Here is a 22,091-nt window from a genome sequence, read left to right as displayed (position 1 = left end):
AAGAGGAGCAACGTGAGCGGCAAGGGTGCACCGGAGCTGTCCGTACGCAATGTGGGTGACCTCCGGGTCGCCGTCGTCGCGGCACAGTGGCACGAGAAGGTGATGGACGGACTGGTGGACGGCGCCCTGCGCGCCCTGCACGACCTGGGCATCGACGAGCCGACCCTGCTCAGGGTCCCCGGCAGCTGGGAGCTCCCGGTCGTCGCCAAGGTCCTCGCGGGCCGCGGTTACGACGCGATCGTCGCCCTCGGCGTCGTCATCCGCGGTGGCACCCCCCACTTCGAGTACGTGTGCCAGGGCGTGGCCCAGGGCCTCACCCAGGTCTCCGTCGACACCGGCGTCCCCGTCGGCTTCGGAGTGCTCACCTGCGACACCGAGGAGCAGGCCCTGGACCGCGCCGGCATCGAGGGCTCGAACGAGGACAAGGGACACGAGGCGGTGACGGCGGCGGTGGCGACCGCGGCCACCCTCCGCTCAGTATCCGAACCCTGGCGCTGACGGAGGCCACCTGTGGCATAGGCTGAGCGTCACCATGTCCAAGAAGACGTTCGAGGAGCTCTTCACCGAGCTCCAGCACAAGGCCGCCCAGGGCGATCCCGCCACTTCCCGCACCGCAGAACTGGTCGAGAAGGGCGTCCACGCCATCGGCAAGAAGGTCGTCGAAGAGGCCGCCGAGGTGTGGATGGCCGCCGAGTACGAGGGCAAGGAAGCCGCCGCCGAGGAGATCTCGCAGCTGCTGTACCACGTCCAGGTGATGATGGTCGCCCGCGGCATCTCCCTCGACGACGTCTACGCCCACCTGTAAGCCACACCCGTTCCCGCACGACACCACACCACGCAAAGGAAGCCGACCTCATGCTGCGCATCGCCGTCCCCAACAAGGGTTCCCTGTCCGGCCCTGCGGCGGAGATGCTGCATGAGGCCGGCTACCAGCAGCGCCGGGAGTCCAAGGAACTGCGGATCGTCGACCCGGTGAACGAGGTCGAGTTCTTCTACCTCCGCCCCCGCGACATCGCGATCTACGTCGCCTCCGGACAGCTGGACATCGGCCTCACGGGCCGGGACCTGCTCATCGACTCCGGCGCCGAGGCCGAGGAGATCCTCCCCCTGGGCTTCGCCCGCTCCACCTTCCACTACGCCGCCAAGCCCGGCACCGTCAGCGGCCTGGCGGACCTGTCGGGCAAGACCGTCGCCACCTCCTACGAGGGCATCGTCGCGGCACACCTCGCCGAGCACGCCATCGACGCCTCCGTCGTCCACCTCGACGGCGCCGTCGAGACCGCCATCCAGCTCGGCGTCGCACAGGTCATCGCCGACGTCGTCGAGACCGGCACCTCGCTGCGCAACGCGGGCCTGGAGGTCGCCGGCGAGCCGATCATGAAGTCCGAGGCCGTGGTGATCCGCCGCACCGGCGCGGACGCCGACGACGTCAAGGTGCAGCAGTTCCTGCGCCGCCTCCAGGGCGTCCTGGTCGCCCGGACGTACGTGATGATGGACTACGACTGCCGCGTCGAGCAGCTGGAGAAGGCCGTCGCCCTCACGCCCGGCCTGGAGTCCCCGACCGTCTCCCCGCTGCACAACGAGGGCTGGGTCGCCGTCCGCGCCATGGTCCCGGCCAAGGAAGCCCAGCGGATCATGGACGACCTGTACGACATCGGCGCCCGGGCCATCCTGACCACGGCCATCCACGCCTGCCGTCTCTGAGGGGCGTGCGCGAGATGTCCGACCTGCCCACGCTGCCCGTCACCTTCCGGCCGGGCAGCACCCGAGTGGTGCTGCTCACCGCCGCCGTCGCCATCTTCGTGGTGATCACGGCGGTCGCGATGCTGCTGAAACAGCTCAGCCCCGGCGAACGCGTCAGCTTCGTCTTCACGGCCCTCCTGCTGGACGCCGTACTGCTGCTCCTGGCGCGTCCCAAGGTCGCCGTCGACGAGGACGGCGTCACTGTCGTCAATCTCACGAACAAGCGCCGGCTGGCATGGGCGGAGATCCTCCAGGTCACCCTCCGGCCGGGCGATCCCTGGGTGTTCCTCAACCTCAGCGACGGCACCAGCCTGCCTGCTCTGGGCATCCAGCCGGGCCTGGCCAGGCAGCGTGCCATCGCCGACGCCCGGGCGCTGCGGGCACTCGTCGAGGCCCGTTCCGCAGCGGGCCCCGAACGGCGTCAGGGCTGACTCGCGGCATCCTCCGGGCGGCGGCCACTGCCGCACCGGGCCGTGTCTTGATTAATCTGTTGGCGGAGGCGTGATGGATGCGCCTCCGCCTCTGTTGCCCGGACCGGTGCACAGAGGCCCCTGCTGACCAAGGAGTGACCCCCTCCGGCGATGGACGGATCGTCCTGCAGTACCTGCGCCGCCCCCTGCCGACATAGCGCGGACCTCGTCGCCGAGGTGCGCGACCGTGCGGTGGCGGCGGCACCATGACCACCCCCCTGCTGCTCCTGGCAGCCGCGTTCCTGCTGATTCTCGCCAACGGATTCTTCGTGGCGGCCGAGTTCGGACTCGTGACGGTCGAGCGGGCGGAGGCCGAGAAGGCCGCCGCCGATGGCGACCGGCGCGCCCACCGGGTCGTCGAATCGCTCAGGGAACTGTCCTTCCAGCTCTCCGGCACCCAGCTCGGCATCACCATCACCTCGCTCGTCGTCGGCATGCTCGCCGAACCGGCGCTCGCCGAGCTGCTGCACGGCCCGTTCACCTCGATCGGCATCCCCGACGGAGCCGTCTCCGGGGTCACGGTCGTCGTCGGCATGCTGCTGGCCTCCGCCGTGCAGATGGTGATCGGCGAGCTGCTGCCCAAGAACTGGGCGGTGTCCCGCCCGCTGCAGGTCGCGCGCTTCGTCGCAGGCCCGCAGCACGTCTTCGCCCGGCTGTTCCGCCCGGTCATCGCCGGTCTCAACGCCGTCGCCAACCGGCTCGTGCGCGCCATGGGCATCGAACCCACCGCGGAGCTGGCCTCCGCCCGCACCCCGGGCGAACTCGTCTCCCTGGCCCGCCACTCGGCCCTGGCCGGCGCCCTGGAGCAGGACACCGCCGACCTGTTCGTCAGGACCCTGTCACTGGGCGAGCTGACCGCGCAGCACGTGATGACGCCGCGCGTGAAGGTCAGCGCCCTGCAGGCCTCGGCCACCGCCGAGGACGTCGTCAACCTGACCCGGGCCACGGGCCTGTCCCGCTTCCCGGTCTACCGGGAGAAGATCGACGAGGTCGTCGGCATGGCCCACCTCAAGGACGCGCTCGCCGTGCCCGTCCAGGACCGGCTGCGCACCCCCGTCGGACACATCGCCCGCCCGGCGCTGCTCGTCCCCGAGACGCTGCCCGTACGGCCGCTCCTCGCCCGCCTGCGCAGCGAGCAGCCCATCGCGGTCGTCGTCGACGAGTACGGCGGCACCGCCGGTGTCGTCACGCTGGAGGACATCGTCGAGGAGATCGTCGGCGAGGTCCGCGACGAGCACGACGGGCACGACCTGCCCGAGCTGGCCGCGGCGCCGCCGGAGGACGGCAGGCCCGCCTGGGACGTCGACGGCAGCTGCCGGGTCGACGTCCTGCAGCGGATAGGCCTCGACGTGCCCGAAGGACCGTACGAGACCGTCGCCGGCCTCATCGCCGACCTGCTGGGCCGTATCCCGGCCGTCGGCGACAAGGCTGAGCTGCCCGGCTGGCGGCTGTCGGTGCGCCAGGTCGGCCACTACCGTGCGGAGCGGGTCCGGCTGGTGCGGACCGCCCCGGTGGTCTCCATGGCGGAGGCCGTCCGATGAGCGTGCTCCAGCTTCTCTTCGCCGCGCTGCTCGTGCTCGCCAACGGATTCTTCGTCGGCGCCGAGTTCGCGCTGGTCTCGGTACGCCGCAGCCAGATCGAACCGCTCGGCACCGCCCGCGCCCGGCAGGTCCTCTACGGTCTCGAGCGGTTGCCGCAGATGATGGCAGCGGCCCAGTTCGGCATCACGATCTGCTCGCTGACCCTCGGTGCGGTCGCCGAACCGACGGTCGCCCGCCTGCTGGAGCCGGTCTTCGAGTGGATCCACCTGCCGCACGGCATGATCCACCCGCTCACCTACGTCATCGCCCTCGCAGCGGTGGTCTTCTTCCACCTCGTCATCGGCGAGATGGTCCCGAAGAACCTGGCCATGGCGGCGCCGGAGAAGGCCGCGCTGTGGCTCAGCCCCGGCCTCGTCTGGTTCGCGCGCTTCTGCAAGCCGATCACCGCCGCCCTCGGCGCGGTCTCGCAGGGCATCCTGAGGCTCTTCCACGTCGAGCCCAGGGACGAGGTCGAGGCCGTCTTCACCAGCGAGCAGCTGAACCGGCTGGTGGAGGACGCCGGCCAGGCGGGCCTGCTCGATCCGGAGGAGGCCGAGAGCCTGGAGGACGCCCTGGAGCTGGGCTCCCGCCCGGTGACGGACGTCCTGCTCAAGCGGGAGTCCCTGGTCACGGTCAGCCCGTCGGTCACCCCCGGGCGCATCGTCGGGCTCACGGCCCGCACGGGATACTCCCGGTTCCCGGTCGCCGCGGACAACGGCGCGTTCATGGGCTACCTGCACGTCAAGGACGTCCTCGACCTGGAGAACTCGGACCGGGCCGTCCCGCAGCACCTGTGGCGTCCCATGACCACCCTGCGGTCCGAGCTGCCGCTCGACGACGCGCTGACGGTGATGCGGCGGGCGGCGACGCACCTGGCCCAGGTGGCCGACGGGTCCGGGAAGGTGCTCGGGCTGGTCGCCCTGGAGGACGTGCTGGAGCTGCTGGTGGGGGAGGTGCGGGACCCCGCGCATCGTCAGGTGCGCGAGGTGAGGCTGACCGAGCCCAGGAGCAGCGGGGCTTCGGAGGAGGTACTGGCCACCTAGAGGTACCGGCCCCGGGGCCGGTACCTCACAGTCCGGGCGGGTCCTGTGGCCCCCGCCCGGACAGCACCTCCCCGTAGGCCTGCATCAGATCCGGCAGCCGCAGCGTCGCCAGATCCTCCCGCCCCAGCACCCCGGGATACACCGACAGCCGCAGATCCCGGTAGGCGCAGCTCTTCTCGTACAACGTCCGCAGGAACCGCCCGTTCCCCAGCTCGTCGATCCACCCCTGGTCCACCACGTGCCCCGCGATGGACCGCAGCTCGTCGAGGGACTCGTCGTCCCACAGGTCGCCGTTCTCCGCGGCGAGCACCTTGCCGATCTCGGTGAGTTCGAGCGGCCGGTACGAGGGGAAGTCGACGCGGGTGGTGAAACGGGACGACAGCCCGGGGTTCGCGGCGAGCAGGCGGTCCATGCCCTCCGGGTAGCCGGCCAGGATCACCACGAGGTGGTCGCGGTTGTCCTCCGCCCGCTTCAGCAGCACCTGGAGGGCCTCGTCGCCGTACGCGTCCCCTTTTCCGTAGCCCGAGTTGGACAGCGAGTAGGCCTCGTCGACGAAGAGGACGCCGCCGAGGGCCGAGTCGATCAGATCGTTCGCCTTCACCGCCGTCTGACCGAGGTACTCGCCGACCAGGTCGGCCCGCTGGGCCTCCACGAGATGGTCGCCGCCGAGCAGCCCGAGGGCGTAGAAGACGCGGCCGAGGATGCGGGCGACGGTGGTCTTGCCGGTGCCGGAGGGGCCGGAGAAGACGAAGTGGCGTTTCGGCGGCTGGACCGGAAGCCCCTGCCCGGCCCGCAGCCGGGCCATGTTCAGCTGCGCCGACAGCGCCTTGACCTGGCGCTTCACCGGCTCCAGCCCCACCATGCGTTCCAGCTCGGCGAGCGCCTCCTCCAGTAACGCCGGGTCGGTGGGCCCGGCCGGCAGGGAGGGAACGGGGCCGGTCCGCTCACGGACCGGTGGGCCGGTCACCGGCGGCAGGGGAGCGATCGGCGGCTCGGGGTCCGGCAGTCTCAGGTCTCGCCCCTCCATGCCGAAGAGCGGATCGAAACCGTCCGGCCCGTCCACGGCGTCCTGGCCCGCGCCGGTGAGCGTGATCGCCGCGAGGTCCGTGACGTCGTCGTACCCGTCGCCCTCGGCGATGGCGGCGAGCCGGGCGGAGGTGTCCATGAAGGCCGGATCGACGCGGTGCACGGCCCGGTACAGGGGGAGCGCGGCGGCACTGCGTCCCGTGCCCTCGTGCGCCCGCGCCAGCCAGTAGCGCAGTTCCTTGCGCTGCGGCTGCTCGCTGCGGCAGCGCATCAGCGCGGCGGACAGCAGCGGTTCGGCCTGGCCGTACATCTCCAGGCGGACCCGGGCCATGCCGCCGAACAGGCCGGCCTCGATGCCGAGCATCGGATCGTCGAGCAGCGGGTCGGTGTGGCGGACCAGCTGCTCCCAGTCCTTGACCAGGTAGGCGCGGCAGGAGTGCAGGAAGCGGACCTGGTGGTCGGTGTCCACGGGCGGCAGACCGGCGAGGGCCTGATCCAGCTCGGGGACGTGGCGGCCGTCCAGCCAGTGCGAGGCGTGCGCGAGCAGCAGGTCGCGGGGGCTCTCCAGCACGGGCTGCACCCACCAGCCCAGCCAGTACCAGGAGTTGAGCGTGCGGCGGTAGCGGGAGCGCTGCTCGCCGAAACGGTCCCGGTGCCGGAACATCCGCAGCAGCGCGGTCGTCGTGTCGACGCGCAGCGCGTGCAGCCCCAGCCATCCGTCGGCCATCCCGGAGTCCATCCGCACGGCGGCGCGGAACTCCTCTTCCGCCTGCGGATACGCGCCCATGGTGTAGGCGTCCACGCCTCGCAGCCAGGCGAGGTCGGCCGGGGCCTGAGGGCCCTGCGTGCCGAAGTCCATCACGTCCCCCACAAACCGTGCCCCCGTCGGTATGCCAACGAGCCGTCCCCCAGCCGGCGAAGCCCTGCTCGAACCGCTGTGCCACGGACCGGAGTTGCACTGTTCCGAAGCAACCGTCCGTAGGTCGCGACGAGGGCATCGTACCTGCGGGGGCGGCGCCCCCGTAGGGGGCCGCACGGGCCGTTCGGCGAGGTCGGAGCGGACGCGGAGTACTCGTGTGTGGTGACCCAGGGTGAGCATTCCGCGCCCCGCGGCGGCCGCGGAACCGGAAGAAGGCAGAACGAAGCCCCCGATCACGGGGGAACAACCGGGGGCTTCGCGTCTGAGGGCGGCTCCGATGCCGCACATTGAGAACGTAAGACCTGTACGGCCCACCGGTCAAGCCGAGTTGAAGCACTCCGGCAACTTGCCCCGCAAGCCTCTTCACAAGTTCAGCACACAGCGGGCGGCCCGTCACCGTGCGTGAGGGGCTGGTCCGGTCCAAGAGTCGCAGAAGATGCCGTGAGCACCTCGTACCCCTCGTCTCGCTGCCGTACCAGGAGGTCGGCGAACGGCCGTGAGGGATCGTCGGCGAAATGCCGGCGCTCCTCCGGAACCCACCCGTCCCAGAACTCCCGCTGCTCCTCCCCGTCACGCGACCTTCCGCGCGCCCAGGCCTCCTCGCACGGCAGCTCCATCCACAGCAGCAGGGCCAGGTGGGAGCGCAGCGCCCGGCGCCCGGCGCCGACGCCCTCCACCAGGAGCACCGGGGTCGGCGGGAGCGGACGCGGCGGACCGAAGCGGCGGGCTCGCCAGTCGTAGCGGGAGTAGTGCGCGGTCCGGCCGTGGGAGAGCGGCTCGATCACCTGCTCCAGCACCCGGCCGGTCCAGTCGAACAGCGCGTCGTGGCTGGCGATGTCGTCGAGGCGCAGCACCGGCGCGCCGCCCAGCGCCGCGGCCAACCGCTCGGCGAACGTGCTCTTTCCGGACCCGGCGTGCCCGTCGACGCCGACGAGCCGGACCGGGCCGCAGGAGGGGGAGAGGCGGCGAATCCGGGAGGCCAGGTCGCGGACGGCGGGGCCCGGTGCGGGGCGGAAGGAGGAACTCATCTCGCTCAGCACTCTAGCGACGGGATCCCGGCGCGGACTCCACTGGTCGACGCCCATATTGGTGGCGCGGCGCGCGTCGAAGTGCTGGCAGGACAGGGCGGGCTGTGCTCATATGTGGCGCACGCACGGATACGACCGACCGTGCACGGACCTGCCCCGCCCCAGCCCGTCTCCGACATCCGGGGGTCCCCGTCATGCGCAGAGCCGAACCGCCGTCCCGCCGAACCGTCCTGGCCGCCGCGGTCGCCGCCGCCGTCACCGCCGGCGCCGGTCCGGCGGCCGCCGACCCCGAGGCCCCCGTGACGACCGACACCGCAGATCCCGCCCGGGCCGTACCGGCCCGCACCGTCGACAACCGGGCCTGGGTCTCGTACGGCGACTGGCGCGGCGGCACTCCCCAGGGCACCCGGGCCGTCGCGGGCACCCGCCCGGGCCTGGTGATCGCGAAGCCCGCCGGAACCGCCGACTACACGGACCCGCACACCGGCACCACCGCCGCCTGGGAGTACGGCACCTGGACTTCCCCCGTCCACCGGCTCGCCGTCCCCGCGACCGAGGTCATCGTCTCGTGGAACGCGCGCACCCCGGCCGGCACCTGGATCCAGGCCGAGATCAAGGGCACCTACACCGACGGCACCAGCACCCCCTGGTATGTGATGGCCCGCTGGGCGGCCGGCGACCAGGACATCCGGCGCACCTCGGTCGACGACCAGAGCGACGGCAGGAGCACCGTCTGGACGGACACCCTGGCGATCGACGACGCGTCGACCGGCCTGCGCCTCACGTCGTACCGGCTGCGCCTGACCCTCCACCGCAAGCCCGGCACCAAGGCGACCCCCACCGTATGGCGGCTCGGCGTCATGGGCTCCGACGTGCCCGACCGGTTCACCGTCCCGGCGTCCGTACCCGGCCTGGCGAAAGAACTCGCCGTCCCGCGCTACTCGCAGGAGATCCACAAGGGCCGGTACCCCGAGTACGACAACGGCGGTGAGGCCTGGTGCAGCCCGACGTCCTCCCAGATGATCATCGAGTACTGGGGCGGCCGGCTCACCGACGGACAGCTGGCCTGGGTCGATCCCTCGTACGCCGACCCGCAGGTCTGCCACGCGGCCCGCTTCACCTACGACTACCAGTACGGGGGCTGCGGCAACTGGCCGTTCAACGCCGCTTACGCGGCCACGTTCAAGGACCTGCAGGGCGTGGTCACCCGGCTCGGCTCGCTCACTGAACTGGAGACGCTGATCGCCGCGGGCATTCCGGCCATAACGTCCCAGTCGTTCCTGAAGGAGGAGCTCACGGGCGCCGGCTACGGCACCGCCGGGCACCTGATGACCGTCGTCGGCTTCACCGCGGGCGGCGACGTGATCGCCAACGACCCCTTCTCGGCGAGCAACGACGGGGTGCGGCGGGTCTACCGGCGGCGCGAGTGGGAGAACATCTGGCTCCGGACCAAGCGGTACAACGCCTCCGGCAAGGTCGTCTCGGGCACGGGCGGCGTCTGCTACCTGTACTTCCCGGCACGCCCGAGCGCGGCCCAGAGCAAGGCGCTGGCAGCCGTGGGCGTACGCGTGTGACCAAGCTCTCGGCCGCAAAAGCCACTTCCGGTGGCAAGGTGGACGGGACACCGGGGGGGTCCGTCCGTACCACCGAATGAGCGAGAAGCCATGACCGCGCACTCAGCCACCGCCCCACGCGTCCGCACCGGCGGCCCTCAGGACGACGGCCCGAAGGTCGTCGAGCACCTCATGGGCTGGGCCCTCGTCGTGGTCGTGGCGATGCTCGTGACCCAGCTCGGGCTGCTGTGACCTGACCCATGGACCGGGAGTGGGGCCTGCCATACTGCGGAGGTCCCGCCCCCGCCCGTTGAGACCAGGGTCGAAATTGAATATCAGCCCCCAGCCTGCCGCGCGTCCCAGGGCCCGCGGTACCGAGCGCTCGATGGCGCGCCGTGCCGAACTCATCGCCATCGGGCGGAGGTTGTTCGCCGACACGTCCTACGACGCCCTGTCGATGGACGACATCGCCCGGCAGGCGCACGTCGCCAAGGGGCTGATCTACTACTACTTCCAGTCCAAGCGCGGCTACTACCTGGCCATCATCCAGGACTCGGTCACCGAGCTGCTCACCCTCGCCGCGAGCGGTCTCGAACTGCCCTCGGTCGACCGGGTCCAGCGCACCATCGACAGCTACCTGTGCTACGCCGAGCACAATCAGGCCGCCTACCGCACGATCGTGAGCGGTGGAGTCGGCTTCGACACCGAGGTGCACGCCATCCGTGACGGGGTGCGCGAGGCGGTCGTGACCACCATCGCCGAGGGTGCGTACGGCCGTGCCGACGTCACCGCACTGGCGCGCATGGGCCTGCTGGCCTGGGTGTGCAGCGTCGAGGGCGCCACGCTCGAATGGATCGACCGCCCGGAACTGCCCCGCGACACCATGTGCGAGCTGCTGGTGAAGACCCTCGGGGGCGCCCTGCGCGCGATCGAGGAACTCGACCCCGCCCACCCTGCACCGCAGCCCGCCCGACGGGGCGCATGAGTAAGGGGCGGAGGGTCCGCAGTGAACCTCCGCCCCCACGCTCGGCGCGCTACCGGATGGCCTTGACCAGCTCACCGTTCGACGTGTCGCCGCTCAGCTCCCAGAAGAACGTGCCGCCCAGGCCCTGCTGGTTCTTGTAGTTCATCTTCGTGCCGATGGTCGCCGGGGTGTCGTAACTCCACCAGTCGCCGCCGCACTTGGCGTACGCCGTGCCCGCCACCGTCCCCGTCGCCGGGCACGTGGCCTTGAGCACCTTGTAGTCCTCGATGCCCTGCTCGTACGTGCCCGCCGCCGGGCCGGCCGCGGTGCCGCCGGGGGCCGCCTGGGTGACGCCCGTCCAGCCGCGGCCGTAGAAGCCGATGCCGAGCAGCAGCTTCGAGGCGGGGATGCCGAGGCCCTTGAGCTTGGCGATGGTCGCCGAGCTGTGGTTGCCCGCCTTGGGGATGCCGGCGTACGAGCTCAGCGGCGAGTGGGGGGCCGTGGGGCCCGCTGCGTCCCAGGCGCCGAAGAAGTCGTACGTCATCGGGTTGTACCAGTCGACGTACCGGGCGGCGCCCGCGTAGTCCGCCGCGTCGATCTTGCCGCCCGGGGTGGCGTCGGCGGTGATCGCCGCGGTGACGAGGTTCCTCGAGCCGAACTCGGCCCGCAGTGCCTGCATCAGGTTCTTGAAGGCGGCCTTGCCGCTGGTGTCGCAGGTGGCGCCTCAGGTGTTCGGGTACTCCCAGTCGATGTCGATGCCGTCGAACACATCCGCCCACTTGGAGTTCTCGACGAGGTCGTAGCAGGACTGGGCGAAGGCGGCCGGGTTCTTCGCTGCCTCGCCGAAACCGCCCGACCAGGTCCAGCCGCCGAAGGACCACAGCACCTTGAGGTTCGGGTGCTTCCGCTTCAGCTTGCGCAGCTGGTTGAAGTTGCCGCGCAGTGGCTGGTCCCAGGTGTCGGCCTTGCCGTCGACGGACTCTGCGGCGGTGTGGGCCCGGTCGGTGGCGGCGTAGCCGTCGCCCATGGCGCACTTGCCGCCGGTGACGTTGCCGAAGGCGTAGTTGATGTGGGTGAGCCTGGCGGCCGATCCGGACGTCTCGATGTTCTTGACGTAGTACTTGCGGTCGTAGGTGCCCCATTCGGTGAAGTACCCGATGACCTTGGAACCTGCGGCCCTGGCGCCGGGACCGGCCTTCGAATCGGCGGCGGCCTCCTGAGCCGGGGTCGCCGCGGTGGCGGAGGTGCCCGCGCCGGCCAGGAGACCGGCGCCGAGGACGGCGCAGCAGGCCGCGGACACGATGGCCCGGAAGCGGGAACGGTGGGGGGTGTGCATCCGGTGTCTCCTCGTGGGGAGAGGGAACGCGGCGTCTCCTCGTGGGGAGGGAACGCACGCCGATTGGCATGAACGCGGTGAATCGGTGGAGCGTACGGTAGGAGGACTAGACCAGTCAGGTCAATGGTTCGGACCAATTTCGCCAGTCCGGATGTGCGCGGACTATTCTTGAAGTGAGCGGTCGTTAACTGGTGACGGGATGCCTCCGATCGGGCATACTCACAGCGCACAGCCGCTGGTCAGCAGCTCCCGAGACCCGGGACTGCAAGCATCGGCCAGGCACCAGAACGACCCGGCGGCGCCGCCCCCACCCATGGGCCCGTCCGCCAGTGCCCGACAGGGAGGAGAGCGTCGCCATGCCCGACCGCGCCCCGCAGCCGGTGGACCGACAACTGCCCACGGAGGAGGCCCGGGACCTGATCTCGCTCGTGCGCGACATCGCGCAGCAGGAGATCACCCCGAAGGCGGCCGAGGAGGAGGACGCCGGCCGGTTCCCGCGCGAGCTGTTCACGCTGCTCTCCCGCTCCGGACTGCTCGGCCTGCCGTACGACTCGGAGTACGGCGGCGGTGACCAGCCCTACGAGGTGTACCTCCAGGTCCTGGAGGAGCTCGCCGCGGCACGCCTCACCGTCGGCCTCGGCGTCAGCGTCCACTCCCTGGCCTCCTACGCGCTCGCCGCCTACGGCACCAAGGAGCAGCAGGTCGAGCACCTGCCGGCGATGCTCGGCGGAGGCCTGCTCGGCGCCTACTGCCTCTCCGAGCCGCACTCCGGCTCGGACGCGGCGGCCCTGCGCACCAAGGCCGTGCGGGACGGCGACGGCTGGGTGATCACCGGCACCAAGGCCTGGATCACGCACGGCGGCATCGCGGACTTCTACACGGTGATGGCCCGTACCGGCGAGGAGGGCCCTCGCGGGATCAGCGCGTTCCTGGTGCCCGGCGACGCCGCGGGGCTGAGCGCCGCGGTGCCCGAGAAGAAGATGGGCATGAAGGGCTCGCCCACCGCGCAGGTCCACTTCGACGGCGTCCGGGTCTCGGACGACCGCCGCATCGGCGAGGAGGGGCAGGGCTTCGCCATCGCCCTGTCGTCGCTCGACTCCGGGCGGCTCGGCATCTCGGCGTGCGCGATCGGGGTGGCGCAGGCCGCGCTCGACGAGGCGCTCGCCTACGCGGCCGAAAGGCGCCAGTTCGGCAAGCCGATCGCCGACTTCCAGGGGCTGCGGTTCATGCTCGCCGACATGGCGACGCAGATCGAGGCGGGCCGCGCGCTCTACCTCGCGGCGGCACGGCTGAAGGACGCGGGCCGACCGTTCGCGAGGCAGGCCGCCATGGCCAAGCTGCACTGCACCGACACGGCGATGCGGGTCACCACCGACGCCGTGCAGATCCTCGGCGGCTACGGCTACACCGCCGACTTCCCCGCCGAGCGCTACATGCGCGAGGCCAAGGTGCTGCAGATCGTGGAGGGCACCAACCAGATCCAGCGGATGGTCATCGCCCGCCATCTCGTGGGTCCAGAGGGACGCTGAACTGGTCGAGGCCCCGCCAGGGGGCCGCGAGCCGCATCCACTCCGGGTCGTGCCGGCCCGGAAGGGTGCGGCCGCCCTCGGCCCAGGTCCGCATCAGGTCGCGGTAGATCGGCGGGTCCTGATAGCGGGGCGGAGCGGGCCGAACCGATTCTGCGGGCGGCGGGACGTACAGGAGGCGCTGACGCCCGGTCGCTGAGGAGATGGGGGTCATACCAGGGCAACGCGGCAAAGCCCGGACAGGTCACCGGATGACGGAATCGGGCGTTCGTTCAGTGCCGTCTCCACCTCCGCCTCCGGACGCACTGAACCGCACCACGGCGATCCGCGAGCCGTGGCGCGGTTCAGCTACGGGAGTGGAGCGAACGGGCGAGGAGAGCCCGCGCTCAGGCCGCGCGGCGCATGACCGGAACCCTGATGGGACGTGAGCCCGGGCCGCCGACGTGTGAGAAGGGCTGGGTCCGCCAGTCGAGCCCCTGAGGGAGCGTCAACAGTAGCGCGGTGTCCTGCTCCTGAGGTTCCACGGACTCGTCCGCGGCGCGGGCGTCCGTGGCCCTGCGGCCGGTTCCGGCGCAGACCGTGAGCCCGAAGGGGTTCCACGGCGAGGCGCACAGCGCGTGCTCGGGCAGAACCTCCTCGTCCGCCAGCAGGGCGATGGGCTGCGCGCAGTCCGGGCAGACGACCCGGAACATCTCGAACGTGTCGTAGGCGTCGAGTTCGTCGTCGTAGGCGTCGGGTTCGACGCCCTCCGGCTCGGGCTCGACGACGAGCTGCTGCCGCTTGGGCGCGGTGCGACCAGGGCGCTTGAGACTCTGCATTGGTTCTCCCCCTCGGGCTGGGCCGTATCAGGCACTGCGGCCTCGACCACAGCAAGCACTTCCCGTCCCCCCTGGGCGGTAATCACGGGAACATCACGGAGACTGTTCGAGGCCTGTGGCGTTCGTCACATGCCCCGTGCAGGTGTCCCGTGCGGCGCTTTTGTCCCCCGAACGGCTGACCGTCGGCTTCCGGCCACATCACGAAGCGCGCATGACCTGGGCTGCTCGGGTATCCGAGGAGATCAACCGCACTGTAGGTTCTTGCGCCATGGAGGAGCTGGACCGACAGATCGTGCAGCTGCTCGTCAAGGACGGGCGGATGAGCTACACCGACCTGGGCAAGGCCACGGGGCTGTCCACGTCGGCCGTGCACCAGCGGGTGCGGCGGCTGGAGCAGCGGGGTGTCATCCGGGGCTATGCCGCGGTCGTCGACCCGGAGGCCGTGGGGCTTCCGATGACGGCCTTCATCTCGGTGAAACCGTTCGATCCCAGCGCGCCGGACGACATCGCGGACCGGCTGGCCGGCGTGCCCGAGATCGAGGCGTGCCACAGTGTCGCGGGCGACGAGAACTACATCCTGAAGGTGCGGGTGGCGACGCCGCACGAACTGGAGGAGCTGCTGGCACGGGTGCGGACTCTGGCGGGCGTGTCGACGCGGACGACTGTCGTTCTGTCCACGCCGTACGAGGCCCGGCCGCCGCGGATCTGATCGCCGCTCCCCGGGTGCGAGTCGTTCCCGGGTCGTTCGCGCGGCCTGTGACCGGCGGCGGGCGGTACACGGGCCGACCGCGCGGGCTTCCCCGCGCCCCGTTCGGGCGCCGGGAGAGGGCCTGTGAGACTGTCCCCCATGAGTCAGTCCAGTGCGCCGCCGAAGACCGTTCTGCTTCGCCGCGGTGAGGTCCACAGCCCTGCCGATCCCTTCGCCACCGCCATGGTCGTGGAGCGGGGGCAGGTCGCCTGGGTCGGGTCCGAGGGGGCCGCCGACGCCTTTGCCGACGGGGTCGACGAGGTCGTCGATCTCGACGGAGCGCTGGTCACCCCGGCGTTCACCGACGCGCATGTGCACACCACCGCCACAGGGCTCGCACTCACCGGGCTCGATCTGTCCGGCGCACCCTCCCTCCAAGCCGCCCTCGCCCTCGTACGGGACTTCGCCGCCGCGCGTCCCGAAGACCGCGTCCTGCTCGGGCACGGGTGGGACGCCGCCCGCTGGCCCGGAGGACGGCCCCCGACGCGAGCTGAACTCGACGAGGCCACCGGGCACCGGCCCCTCTACCTCAGCCGGATCGACGTCCACTCGGCGGTCGTGAGCTCCGCCCTGCTCGACCTGACTCCCGCCGTCACCCGTGAGGACGGTCCGCTCACCGCGGACGCCCATCACGCCGTGCGGGGCGCGGCGTTCGCGGCCGTGACGCCGCAGCAGCGCACGCAGGCGCAGCGCGCCGCCCTCGCGCACGCCGTCTCGCTCGGAATCGGCACGGTCCACGAGTGCGCCGGGCCGGAGATCTCCTCCGAGGACGACTTCACCGGTCTTCTGCGCCTCGCGGGGCAGGAGCCCGGACCGCGGGTCGTCGGCTACTGGGCCGAGCAGGACGCCGCCAAGGCGCGGGATCTGGGTGCGGCCGGCGCCGCCGGTGACCTGTTCGTCGACGGCGCGCTCGGCTCGCACACGGCCTGTCTGCACCAGCCGTACGCCGACGCCGGGCACACCGGCATCGGATACCTGGACGCCGCCGCTGTCGCCGCGCACGTCGTGGCGTGCACGGAGGCGGGCCTGCAGGCCGGTTTCCACGCCATCGGCGACGCCGCCGTGGACGCCGTGGTGGAGGGCGTGCGCGCCGCCGCGGAGAAGCTCGGGCTCGGCCGGATCCGGGGCGCCCGGCACCGCGTCGAGCACGCCGAGATGCTCACCCCGGAGAGTGTCGCCGCCTTCGCCGAACTCGGCCTCACCGCTTCCGTGCAGCCCGCCTTCGACGCCCTGTGGGGCGGCGAGGACGGCATGTACGCGCAGCGGCTCGGGAAGGAGCGGGCCCGGGCCCTGAACCCCTTCGCGGCCTTGCTGCGCGCCGGCGTTCCGCTCGCGTTCGGCTCCGACAGCCCGGTCACCCCCCTCGACCCGTGGGGCACGGTCCGGGCCGCCGCCTTCCACTGCACGCCGGAGCACCGCGTCTCCGTGCGCGCCGCGTTCACGGCGCACACGCGCGGCGGCTGGCGGGCCGTCGGACGGGACGACGCGGGCGTCCTGGTCCCCGGTGCTCCCGCCGACTACGCCGTCTGGCGCACCGGCGAACTCGTCGTCCAGGCCCCGGACGACCGCGTCGCCCGCTGGTCGACGGACCCCCGCTCCGGCACCCCCGGACTGCCCGACCTCACTCCGGGCCGCGACCTGCCCGTCTGTCTGCGAACGGTCGTGGGCGGACGCACGGTCTTCGTAGGGCCGGGCGAGTGATCTACGGGGGTGGCGCGCATGAAGCCGTGCGCCGCGCCCCCGGCGCGCGACCTGCGCATCCTCGGCTCTGACCAGGGCTTTGCCACAAGATGCGCAGGTCGGACGGCTGTTGACAGGCGGCCGCAGGAGGCCGGTAGGTTCGTCCGAGTCCACCGCCGGACGCCCGACCGGGGAACGTCCGAGCACTCGCCGCGGCGCCGCCGGGTCAGGGACGGTGTGCCGCACCGGGGCACCGCCACTGGGAGCCAGGCTCAGGCCGGCGCAGCGCCGAGGGAACGTTCCGGACGGTCGGGGAGGTGTGACCCGGGTGGGGCCCAGGCGCTCAGTAGACAACGGCTCTCGGTCGATCCGCAGCCGGCGGATCCCAGGCCGGCCCGAAGGGCGCCGGGCCCCCATCCGCCGTACGCGCACACCCGCAGGCCCGATCTTGGCCGTGTCCGGCCGTTCGGCACCACGATTCGAACGTCCTGTCACGTCATCGCAGGCCGGGCCCACTATGGTGGACCCCTGCGTATGAAGATGAAGGGGCAGCAGTGAACGACGGCGACGGAACCCTCGCGGCAGAAGCCCAGGTGAGGAAGTTCGGCCCGCTCGGTACGGCCTTGGTGATCATCCCGACCTACAACGAGGCGGAGAACATCAAGAGCATCGTCGGCCGGGTACGCAAGGCCGTCCCCGAGGCGCACGTGCTCGTGGCCGACGACAACAGCCCGGACGGCACGGGCAAGCTGGCCGACGAGATGGCCGTCGAGGACGACCACGTCCACGTGCTGCACCGCGAGGGCAAGGAGGGCCTGGGTGCCGCATACCTCGCGGGCTTCCACTGGGGCCTGGAGCGCGACTACGGCGTGCTGATCGAGATGGACGCCGACGGCTCCCACCAGCCGGAGGAACTGCCCCGTCTGCTCACCGCCCTCAAGAGCGCCGACCTGGTGCTGGGCTCGCGCTGGGTGCCGGGCGGCCGGGTGGTGAACTGGCCGAAGGCCCGGGAGGTCATCTCCCGCGGCGGCAGCCTCTACTCAAGACTGGCGCTCGACCTGCCACTGCGCGACATCACAGGCGGCTACCGTGCCTTCCGCCGCGAGACCCTGGAGGGTCTCGGCCTCGACGAGGTCGCCTCGCAGGGGTACTGCTTCCAGGTCGATCTCGCCCGCCGCACGGTCCGGGCCGGCTACCACGTCGTCGAGGTGCCCATCACCTTCGTCGAGCGGGAACTGGGCGACTCCAAGATGAGCCGCGACATCCTCGTCGAGGCACTGTGGCGCGTCACGGCCTGGGGCGTGGGGGAGCGGGTCGGCAAGGTCACGGGGCGCGGCGGCAAGCCTCCCAAGCCGTAGCCGCGCGCCGCTTGCGGGGCAGCCGCTCACAGAAACAGCTGATGGTGGCCTTATCCCGTGCTGAGCCGGGGCCAGGCACACTGGAGGCATGACGACTGGCGCTCAGACCCCCCTGCCTCCTGCCCGGCCCAAGCGCTCCCGGCTGCGTACGTTCCTGCCGCTGGGTGTCGCCGCGTGGTTCGTGCTGGAGGTCTGGCTGCTCACGCTGGTCGCGGGGGCGACGAGCGGGCTGGTGGTCCTCCTCGTCCTGCTGGCGGGGCTCGTCCTCGGCTCGGTCGTCATCAAGCGGGCCGGCCGGCGGGCCTTCCGCAAGCTCTCCGAAGCGCTGCAACAGCAGCAGAGCGGTGTGATGCCCGACGCGGCCCGACCCGACAGCGAGGGCAACGGCCTGATGATGCTGGGCGGCCTGCTCCTGATGATCCCCGGCCTGGTGTCGGACGCGGTGGGCCTGCTCCTGTTGCTGCCGCCGGTCCAGAAGGCCGTGAGCCGCACGGCGGAGCGCACCTTCGAGCGCAAGCTCAGGGAGGCCCGCCCGGGCACTCTGGGCGGCGCCTTCCAGCAGGCCCGGATGCACCAGCCCGACGGCAAGGTCGTCCAGGGCGAGGTCATCAGGGACGAGCCCGGGGATACGCCGCAGTCGCCCCGCCCGCCGCTGACGCACTGAGCCGGACCCGGGTACACGTGCCCGGGCACCGGGCACGCAGAAAGACCGCGGGCGCCGTACTTCTCGTACGGCGCCCGCGGTCTTCTGATGCGCTGTTGCTTCGGCCAGACCCTGGAGGGACTATGCCGACTTGCGGCTGTCTCGGGGATGAACAGCGATGTTCATCGCACCGGAGCGCAGAACCGCCAGGCGCTCCTCGAGGACCTCTTCGAGTTCCTCGCGGGTGCGCCGCTCCATCAGCATGTCCCAATGCGTACGCGCGGGCTTGCCCTTCTTTTCCTCAGGGACATCGCCGTCCACGAGGAGTGCCTGGGCCCCACAGACCTTGCACTCCCACTCCGGCGGGATCTCCGCCTCGACCGAGAAGGGCATCTCGAAGCGGTGCCCCTTCTCGCATGCGTACTCCACGGCCTGGCGCGGGGCCAGGTCGATGCCGCGGTCCGTCTCGTAGCTGGTCACCACGAGGCGCGTGCCGCGAAGAGCTCGCTCACTCATGAATCGTGCCTCCCGGGCTTGTCGCCCACAGGACAGGTGTCGCTGTCGTCGTCATCCGGTCAACGTCCGGTCGGCGGTAAAGATTCCCGTTCCGAGTCCCGTTCCGGGTCATGCGTCGCCGTCGTAGCCGCCCTTGTTGTACCCACCAGCGCCCGGTTTGTCACATCTGATAGCAGATATAACCCAGCGTTTCGACATCTTTGACGCGCAGTAACGGTACGCCAGGCAGGCCAAACGCGTACACTACAGCCCTTTCGCTCCGAGTGCTAAATCCTGTCCGGAACCGGATTCCCCGCTTCGCTGATCGCACGCCGCACCGGAACCCGGGCGAGCAGGGCGAACCCGAGAACGAAGAAGGCCACCAGCGAGATGATCGCGTCCCGGTAGCTCCCGGTCAGCTGGTAGGTGATCCCGAACAGCAGCGGCCCGAGCCAGCTCATACCGCGGTCGCTCATCTCGTACGCCGAGAAGTATTCGGCCTCCTTGCCCGACGGGATCAGATGGGAGAACAGCGAGCGGGACAGCGCCTGGCTGCCCCCCAGGACCAGGCCGATCCCGGCGGCCAGGACGAAGAACCACACCGGCGCCCCGGCCGGCAGGAAGTATCCGGCCGCCAGCGTCACCGTCCACGCGACCAGCGAGCCGAGGATCGTGCGCTTGGCCCCGTACACCCGCGCCAGCCGGCCCATGGCCAGTGCGCCCGCCACCGCCAGCACCTGCACCAGCAGCACGGCGCCGATGAGGGTGGACTGCCCGAGGCCGAGTTCCTCGGAGCCGTACACCGAGGCCTGGGAGATCACCGTCTGGATGCCGTCGTTGTAGACGAGGTACGCGAGCAGGAAGGCCAGCGTCAGCGGGTGGCGGCGCATGTCGCGGACGGTCGCGGCGAGCTGCCGGAAGCCCGGCAGGGCCGCCTCCCGTCCGGCTGTCCTGCGATCGCGCAGCCGCCGCAGCGGGACGATGGCGAACGCACCCCACCACAGGCCGGCCGAGGCCAGGCAGATGCGGACCGCCGCGCTCTCGGAGAGGCCGAAGCCGTCGTGCCCCGTGTAGAGGATCAGGTTCGCGACGAGGACCAGGGAACCCGCCGCGTAGCCGAAGGCCCAGCCGCGGGAGGAGACGGCGTCGCGCTGCTCGGGCGGGGCGATCTGCGGCAGGTAGGAGTTGTAGAGCATCATCGCCACGGACTGAGCGGCGTTCGCGACGATCAGGAGGGCCCCGCCCAGCAGGTAGCGGTCGCCGTCCAGGAAGAACATGGCCGCCGTGGCCGTGGCCCCGGTGTAGGCGGCGGCCGCCAGGAGTGGCTTCTTACGGCCGGTGCGGTCGGCGGCGGCGCCCACCAGGGGCATCACCAGCACAGCCGCGACCACCGACAGGGACACCGAATAGGCGAAGAAGGAACCGGCGCGCACCGGGATGCCGAGGGGGTGGACGTACCCGTCGGCATCCGCGGCCGCCTCGGCGACCGACGTCAGGTAGGGGCCGAGGAACACGGTGAGCACGCTCGTCGAGTAGACGGAGCAGGCCCAGTCGTAGACGTACCAGCCGTGCTGCTCGCGCCTCAGCTCCGCCGACCCGTCGGCCGCTGGTGTCCGCACGGTGTCCTGGCCCACCCGTGCCCTCGCTTCCCCGTGAACGCGCGGAGGGGACGGGCCCGGGGTCTCAGACCCAGACGCCCCGGTCCTCCATGACCTTGCGCAACGTGTCGATGTGATCGGTCATGATGCCATCCACGCCCAGGTCGAGAAGCCGGTGCATGCTCTCGGCGTCGTTCACGGTCCACACGTGCACCTGGAGCCCGCGTGCGTGGGCGGCGCGCAGGAAGCGCCGGTCCACGACCTGGATCCCGGACTGGATCTCCGGGACCTGCGCGGCCACCGCCGAGCGGCGTACCGCGGCGGGCAGCCCCCAGGAGCGCAGTCGCAGGTTCAGCACGCCCCGCGTGCCGTACGACGTGGCCAGGCGGGGGCCGGCCAGTCGCTGGGCGCGCACCACCCGCGGTTCGGAGAACGAGCCGAGGCAGATGCGGTCCCAGGAGTCCGTCCGCCCGATCAGGTCGAGGAAGGGCAGCAGGGCGGCCTCCGCCTTGACGTCCACGTTCCAGCGCACGCCGGGAAAGGTCTCCAAAAGCTCCTCGAAGAGGGGCAGCGGTTCCTCTCCCGCCACGCGCGCCTGCCGTACCTCCTGCCACGGCAGGTCGGCGATCCGGCCCGCGCCGTCCGTCACCCGGTCCAGGGTCGCGTCGTGGAAGGCGACGACTTCGCCGTCCCGGGTCGTGTGCACGTCGGTCTCGATGTAGCGGTAGCCGGCCTCGACCGCACACCGGAACTGCCGCACGGTGTTCTCCAGGCCGTCCGCGGCCCCGCCCCGGTGGGCGAAGGCGATCGGGCCGGGATGGTCGAGGTAGGGATGGCGTATCCGCGGGGTCACGGACGCAGTATCGCTCCTCGGGGTCGACCGGTGGCAACGGCCGTGCTGACGCCGGATACAGCGGGGACGGCGAACACGCGCAGGAACGCCTGGGCGAGGGGGCCGATCGCCAGGGCGTACACAAGGGTGCCGATCCCGACGGTGCCGCCCAGGGCGAAGCCGGTCGCCACCACCGTGAGCTCGATGCCCGTGCGCACCAGGCGGATCGAGATGCCCGTGAGCTGGTGCAGTCCGGTCATGAGGCCGTCGCGCGGGCCCGGTCCGAAGCGGGCCGCGATGTACAGGCCGGTCGCCGCGCCGTTCAGGACGATCCCCGCCAGCATCAGCGTGATGCGCGGCACCAGGCCGTGCACGTCGGGCACCAGAACCAGCGCCGCGTCCATCGTCATGCCGACGACCAGCACGTTGGAGATCGTGCCCAGGCCCGGCCGCTGACGCAGCGGGATCCACGCGAGCAGCACCGCGGCGCCCACGAGGGTCAGGACGACACCGATCGACAGGCCCGTCCGCTCGGCCAGCCCCTGGTGCAGCACGTTCCAGGGCTCCAGGCCCAGCCCCGACCGGACGAGCAGTGCCGAACTCGCGCCGTACAGCGCGAGACCGGCGTAGAGCTGGACGAGTCGCCGAGTGAGCCGATCCGGCGTGAACATGGTGCGCCCCCCTGTGTGGCGGTAGTGGACTGCTGCATGACACCCTGTGGCTTGGATGGA

22 protein-coding genes and 1 pseudogene are annotated in these 22,091 nt (G+C 71.3%); 14 read left to right on the top strand and 9 right to left on the bottom strand.

Going from position 1 to position 22,091, the window contains the following annotated elements:
• Positions 1–12: 12 nt before the first annotated feature.
• The 6 genes from ribH to ACFY9S_RS29430 all read left to right on the top strand — a co-directional run bounded on the left by ribH (position 13) and on the right by ACFY9S_RS29430 (position 4,836).
• Positions 13–498, top strand: a complete 486-nt coding sequence (ribH, locus tag ACFY9S_RS29455; protein WP_391134030.1) for a 6,7-dimethyl-8-ribityllumazine synthase — start codon at positions 13–15, stop codon at positions 496–498.
• Positions 499–532: 34 nt separating this feature from the next.
• Positions 533–805: a phosphoribosyl-ATP diphosphatase gene (locus ACFY9S_RS29450; RefSeq protein WP_003988914.1), complete on the top strand. Its 273-nt coding sequence runs from the start codon at positions 533–535 to the stop codon at positions 803–805.
• Between the two features lie 50 nt (positions 806–855).
• The gene (gene hisG / locus ACFY9S_RS29445; protein ID WP_391134026.1) at positions 856–1,704 is read left to right on the top strand and encodes an ATP phosphoribosyltransferase; all 849 of its coding nucleotides are present in this window, start codon (positions 856–858) and stop codon (positions 1,702–1,704) included.
• 14 nt (positions 1,705–1,718) lie between these two features.
• Complete coding sequence (locus tag ACFY9S_RS29440; protein WP_391134023.1) at positions 1,719–2,174, top strand: PH domain-containing protein; 456 nt, start codon at positions 1,719–1,721, stop codon at positions 2,172–2,174.
• 245 nt (positions 2,175–2,419) lie between these two features.
• Positions 2,420–3,754, top strand: coding sequence for a CNNM domain-containing protein (locus ACFY9S_RS29435; protein WP_391134020.1), 1,335 nt, complete (start codon positions 2,420–2,422; stop codon positions 3,752–3,754).
• Positions 3,751–4,836, top strand: coding sequence for a CNNM domain-containing protein (locus ACFY9S_RS29430; protein WP_391134017.1), 1,086 nt, complete (start codon positions 3,751–3,753; stop codon positions 4,834–4,836). Before ACFY9S_RS29435 ends, ACFY9S_RS29430 begins: the two co-directional genes overlap by 4 nt.
• Before the next feature lie 25 nt (positions 4,837–4,861).
• On the opposite strand, the gene ACFY9S_RS29425 is transcribed toward ACFY9S_RS29430, so the two are convergent.
• Both ACFY9S_RS29425 and ACFY9S_RS29420 read right to left on the bottom strand, forming a co-directional pair.
• Positions 4,862–6,721, bottom strand: a complete 1,860-nt coding sequence (locus ACFY9S_RS29425) for an AAA family ATPase (protein WP_391134014.1) — start codon at positions 6,719–6,721, stop codon at positions 4,862–4,864.
• Between the two features lie 431 nt (positions 6,722–7,152).
• A complete protein-coding gene (locus ACFY9S_RS29420) occupies positions 7,153–7,809 on the bottom strand; it encodes a uridine kinase (protein ID WP_391134011.1) in 657 nt (218 codons plus the stop codon).
• A 194-nt stretch (positions 7,810–8,003) separates the two neighbouring features.
• Between ACFY9S_RS29420 and ACFY9S_RS29415 the strand changes: the two genes are divergently transcribed.
• The 3 genes from ACFY9S_RS29415 to ACFY9S_RS29405 all read left to right on the top strand — a co-directional run bounded on the left by ACFY9S_RS29415 (position 8,004) and on the right by ACFY9S_RS29405 (position 10,347).
• Positions 8,004–9,383: a C39 family peptidase gene (locus tag ACFY9S_RS29415; protein ID WP_391134008.1), complete on the top strand. Its 1,380-nt coding sequence runs from the start codon at positions 8,004–8,006 to the stop codon at positions 9,381–9,383.
• 90 nt (positions 9,384–9,473) lie between these two features.
• The gene (locus ACFY9S_RS29410; RefSeq protein ID WP_106974374.1) at positions 9,474–9,614 is read left to right on the top strand and encodes an SCO1431 family membrane protein; all 141 of its coding nucleotides are present in this window, start codon (positions 9,474–9,476) and stop codon (positions 9,612–9,614) included.
• Positions 9,615–9,690: 76 nt separating this feature from the next.
• Positions 9,691–10,347: a TetR family transcriptional regulator gene (locus ACFY9S_RS29405; protein ID WP_391134005.1), complete on the top strand. Its 657-nt coding sequence runs from the start codon at positions 9,691–9,693 to the stop codon at positions 10,345–10,347.
• Positions 10,348–10,396: 49 nt separating this feature from the next.
• On the opposite strand, the pseudogene ACFY9S_RS29400 reads toward ACFY9S_RS29405, so the two are convergent.
• Positions 10,397–11,662, bottom strand: a pseudogene (locus ACFY9S_RS29400) (glycoside hydrolase family 18 protein).
• Positions 11,663–12,018: 356 nt separating this feature from the next.
• Here ACFY9S_RS29400 and ACFY9S_RS29395 point away from each other — a divergent pair.
• Entirely contained in the window at positions 12,019–13,191 is a 1,173-nt protein-coding gene (locus ACFY9S_RS29395; protein WP_391134002.1) for an acyl-CoA dehydrogenase family protein, read from the top strand.
• On the opposite strand, the gene ACFY9S_RS29390 is transcribed toward ACFY9S_RS29395, so the two are convergent.
• Positions 13,154–13,402 carry a hypothetical protein gene (locus ACFY9S_RS29390; RefSeq protein WP_078615159.1) on the bottom strand — a complete coding sequence of 83 codons (249 nt, stop codon included), beginning with the start codon at positions 13,400–13,402 and terminating at the stop codon, positions 13,154–13,156. The two genes, ACFY9S_RS29395 and ACFY9S_RS29390, sit on opposite strands and share 38 nt — an antisense overlap.
• 172 nt (positions 13,403–13,574) lie before the next feature.
• A complete protein-coding gene (locus ACFY9S_RS29385; RefSeq protein ID WP_391133999.1) occupies positions 13,575–14,006 on the bottom strand; it encodes a hypothetical protein in 432 nt (143 codons plus the stop codon).
• Positions 14,007–14,274: 268 nt separating this feature from the next.
• On the opposite strand from ACFY9S_RS29385, the gene ACFY9S_RS29380 reads away from it, so the two are divergent.
• The 4 genes from ACFY9S_RS29380 to fxsA all read left to right on the top strand — a co-directional run bounded on the left by ACFY9S_RS29380 (position 14,275) and on the right by fxsA (position 18,456).
• Complete coding sequence (locus ACFY9S_RS29380; RefSeq protein WP_093768230.1) at positions 14,275–14,715, top strand: Lrp/AsnC family transcriptional regulator; 441 nt, start codon at positions 14,275–14,277, stop codon at positions 14,713–14,715.
• 138 nt (positions 14,716–14,853) lie between these two features.
• The gene (locus ACFY9S_RS29375) at positions 14,854–16,455 is read left to right on the top strand and encodes an amidohydrolase family protein (protein WP_391133996.1); all 1,602 of its coding nucleotides are present in this window, start codon (positions 14,854–14,856) and stop codon (positions 16,453–16,455) included.
• 533 nt (positions 16,456–16,988) lie between these two features.
• Positions 16,989–17,792 carry a glycosyltransferase gene (locus ACFY9S_RS29370; protein WP_391133993.1) on the top strand — a complete coding sequence of 268 codons (804 nt, stop codon included), beginning with the start codon at positions 16,989–16,991 and terminating at the stop codon, positions 17,790–17,792.
• A gap of 88 nt (positions 17,793–17,880) precedes the next feature.
• Entirely contained in the window at positions 17,881–18,456 is a 576-nt protein-coding gene (fxsA, locus tag ACFY9S_RS29365; protein WP_391133990.1) for an FxsA family membrane protein, read from the top strand.
• A 120-nt stretch (positions 18,457–18,576) separates the two neighbouring features.
• Here the strand turns inward: fxsA and ACFY9S_RS29360 are convergent, their stop codons facing one another.
• The 4 genes from ACFY9S_RS29360 to ACFY9S_RS29345 all read right to left on the bottom strand — a co-directional run bounded on the left by ACFY9S_RS29360 (position 18,577) and on the right by ACFY9S_RS29345 (position 22,031).
• Positions 18,577–18,951 carry an RNA polymerase-binding protein RbpA gene (locus ACFY9S_RS29360; protein ID WP_030247095.1) on the bottom strand — a complete coding sequence of 125 codons (375 nt, stop codon included), beginning with the start codon at positions 18,949–18,951 and terminating at the stop codon, positions 18,577–18,579.
• Positions 18,952–19,217: 266 nt separating this feature from the next.
• Complete coding sequence (locus tag ACFY9S_RS29355; RefSeq protein ID WP_391133987.1) at positions 19,218–20,564, bottom strand: MFS transporter; 1,347 nt, start codon at positions 20,562–20,564, stop codon at positions 19,218–19,220.
• Positions 20,565–20,613: 49 nt separating this feature from the next.
• Positions 20,614–21,381: a glycerophosphodiester phosphodiesterase family protein gene (locus ACFY9S_RS29350; protein ID WP_391133985.1), complete on the bottom strand. Its 768-nt coding sequence runs from the start codon at positions 21,379–21,381 to the stop codon at positions 20,614–20,616.
• On the bottom strand, positions 21,378–22,031 hold the full coding sequence (locus ACFY9S_RS29345; protein ID WP_391133981.1) for a YitT family protein: 654 nt from the start codon (positions 22,029–22,031) through the stop codon (positions 21,378–21,380). The genes ACFY9S_RS29350 and ACFY9S_RS29345 overlap by 4 nt, the downstream gene beginning before the upstream one ends.
• Positions 22,032–22,091 lie beyond the last annotated feature (60 nt).

Origin of the sequence: Streptomyces sp. NPDC012474 (assembly GCF_042955185.1) — a bacterium.
GTDB classification, from domain to species: Bacteria; Actinomycetota; Actinomycetes; order Streptomycetales; family Streptomycetaceae; genus Streptomyces; species Streptomyces cahuitamycinicus.
This window is presented reverse-complemented; position numbering and strand designations above follow the sequence as displayed.

Coding starts and splice junctions, on each gene's coding strand:
- ACFY9S_RS29390 (WP_078615159.1), bottom strand. CDS start 13,402: ATGACCCCCATCTCCTCAGCGACCGGGCGTCAGCGCCTCCTGTACGTC.
- ACFY9S_RS29415 (WP_391134008.1), top strand. CDS start 8,004: ATGCGCAGAGCCGAACCGCCGTCCCGCCGAACCGTCCTGGCCGCCGCG.
- ACFY9S_RS29395 (WP_391134002.1), top strand. CDS start 12,019: ATGCCCGACCGCGCCCCGCAGCCGGTGGACCGACAACTGCCCACGGAG.
- ACFY9S_RS29430 (WP_391134017.1), top strand. CDS start 3,751: ATGAGCGTGCTCCAGCTTCTCTTCGCCGCGCTGCTCGTGCTCGCCAAC.
- hisG (WP_391134026.1), top strand. CDS start 856: ATGCTGCGCATCGCCGTCCCCAACAAGGGTTCCCTGTCCGGCCCTGCG.
- ACFY9S_RS29420 (WP_391134011.1), bottom strand. CDS start 7,809: ATGAGTTCCTCCTTCCGCCCCGCACCGGGCCCCGCCGTCCGCGACCTG.
- ACFY9S_RS29440 (WP_391134023.1), top strand. CDS start 1,719: ATGTCCGACCTGCCCACGCTGCCCGTCACCTTCCGGCCGGGCAGCACC.
- fxsA (WP_391133990.1), top strand. CDS start 17,881: ATGACGACTGGCGCTCAGACCCCCCTGCCTCCTGCCCGGCCCAAGCGC.
- ACFY9S_RS29385 (WP_391133999.1), bottom strand. CDS start 14,006: ATGCAGAGTCTCAAGCGCCCTGGTCGCACCGCGCCCAAGCGGCAGCAG.
- ACFY9S_RS29450 (WP_003988914.1), top strand. CDS start 533: ATGTCCAAGAAGACGTTCGAGGAGCTCTTCACCGAGCTCCAGCACAAG.
- ACFY9S_RS29435 (WP_391134020.1), top strand. CDS start 2,420: ATGACCACCCCCCTGCTGCTCCTGGCAGCCGCGTTCCTGCTGATTCTC.
- ACFY9S_RS29375 (WP_391133996.1), top strand. CDS start 14,854: ATGAGTCAGTCCAGTGCGCCGCCGAAGACCGTTCTGCTTCGCCGCGGT.
- ACFY9S_RS29360 (WP_030247095.1), bottom strand. CDS start 18,951: ATGAGTGAGCGAGCTCTTCGCGGCACGCGCCTCGTGGTGACCAGCTAC.
- ACFY9S_RS29410 (WP_106974374.1), top strand. CDS start 9,474: ATGACCGCGCACTCAGCCACCGCCCCACGCGTCCGCACCGGCGGCCCT.
- ACFY9S_RS29380 (WP_093768230.1), top strand. CDS start 14,275: ATGGAGGAGCTGGACCGACAGATCGTGCAGCTGCTCGTCAAGGACGGG.
- ACFY9S_RS29425 (WP_391134014.1), bottom strand. CDS start 6,721: ATGGACTTCGGCACGCAGGGCCCTCAGGCCCCGGCCGACCTCGCCTGG.
- ACFY9S_RS29345 (WP_391133981.1), bottom strand. CDS start 22,031: ATGTTCACGCCGGATCGGCTCACTCGGCGACTCGTCCAGCTCTACGCC.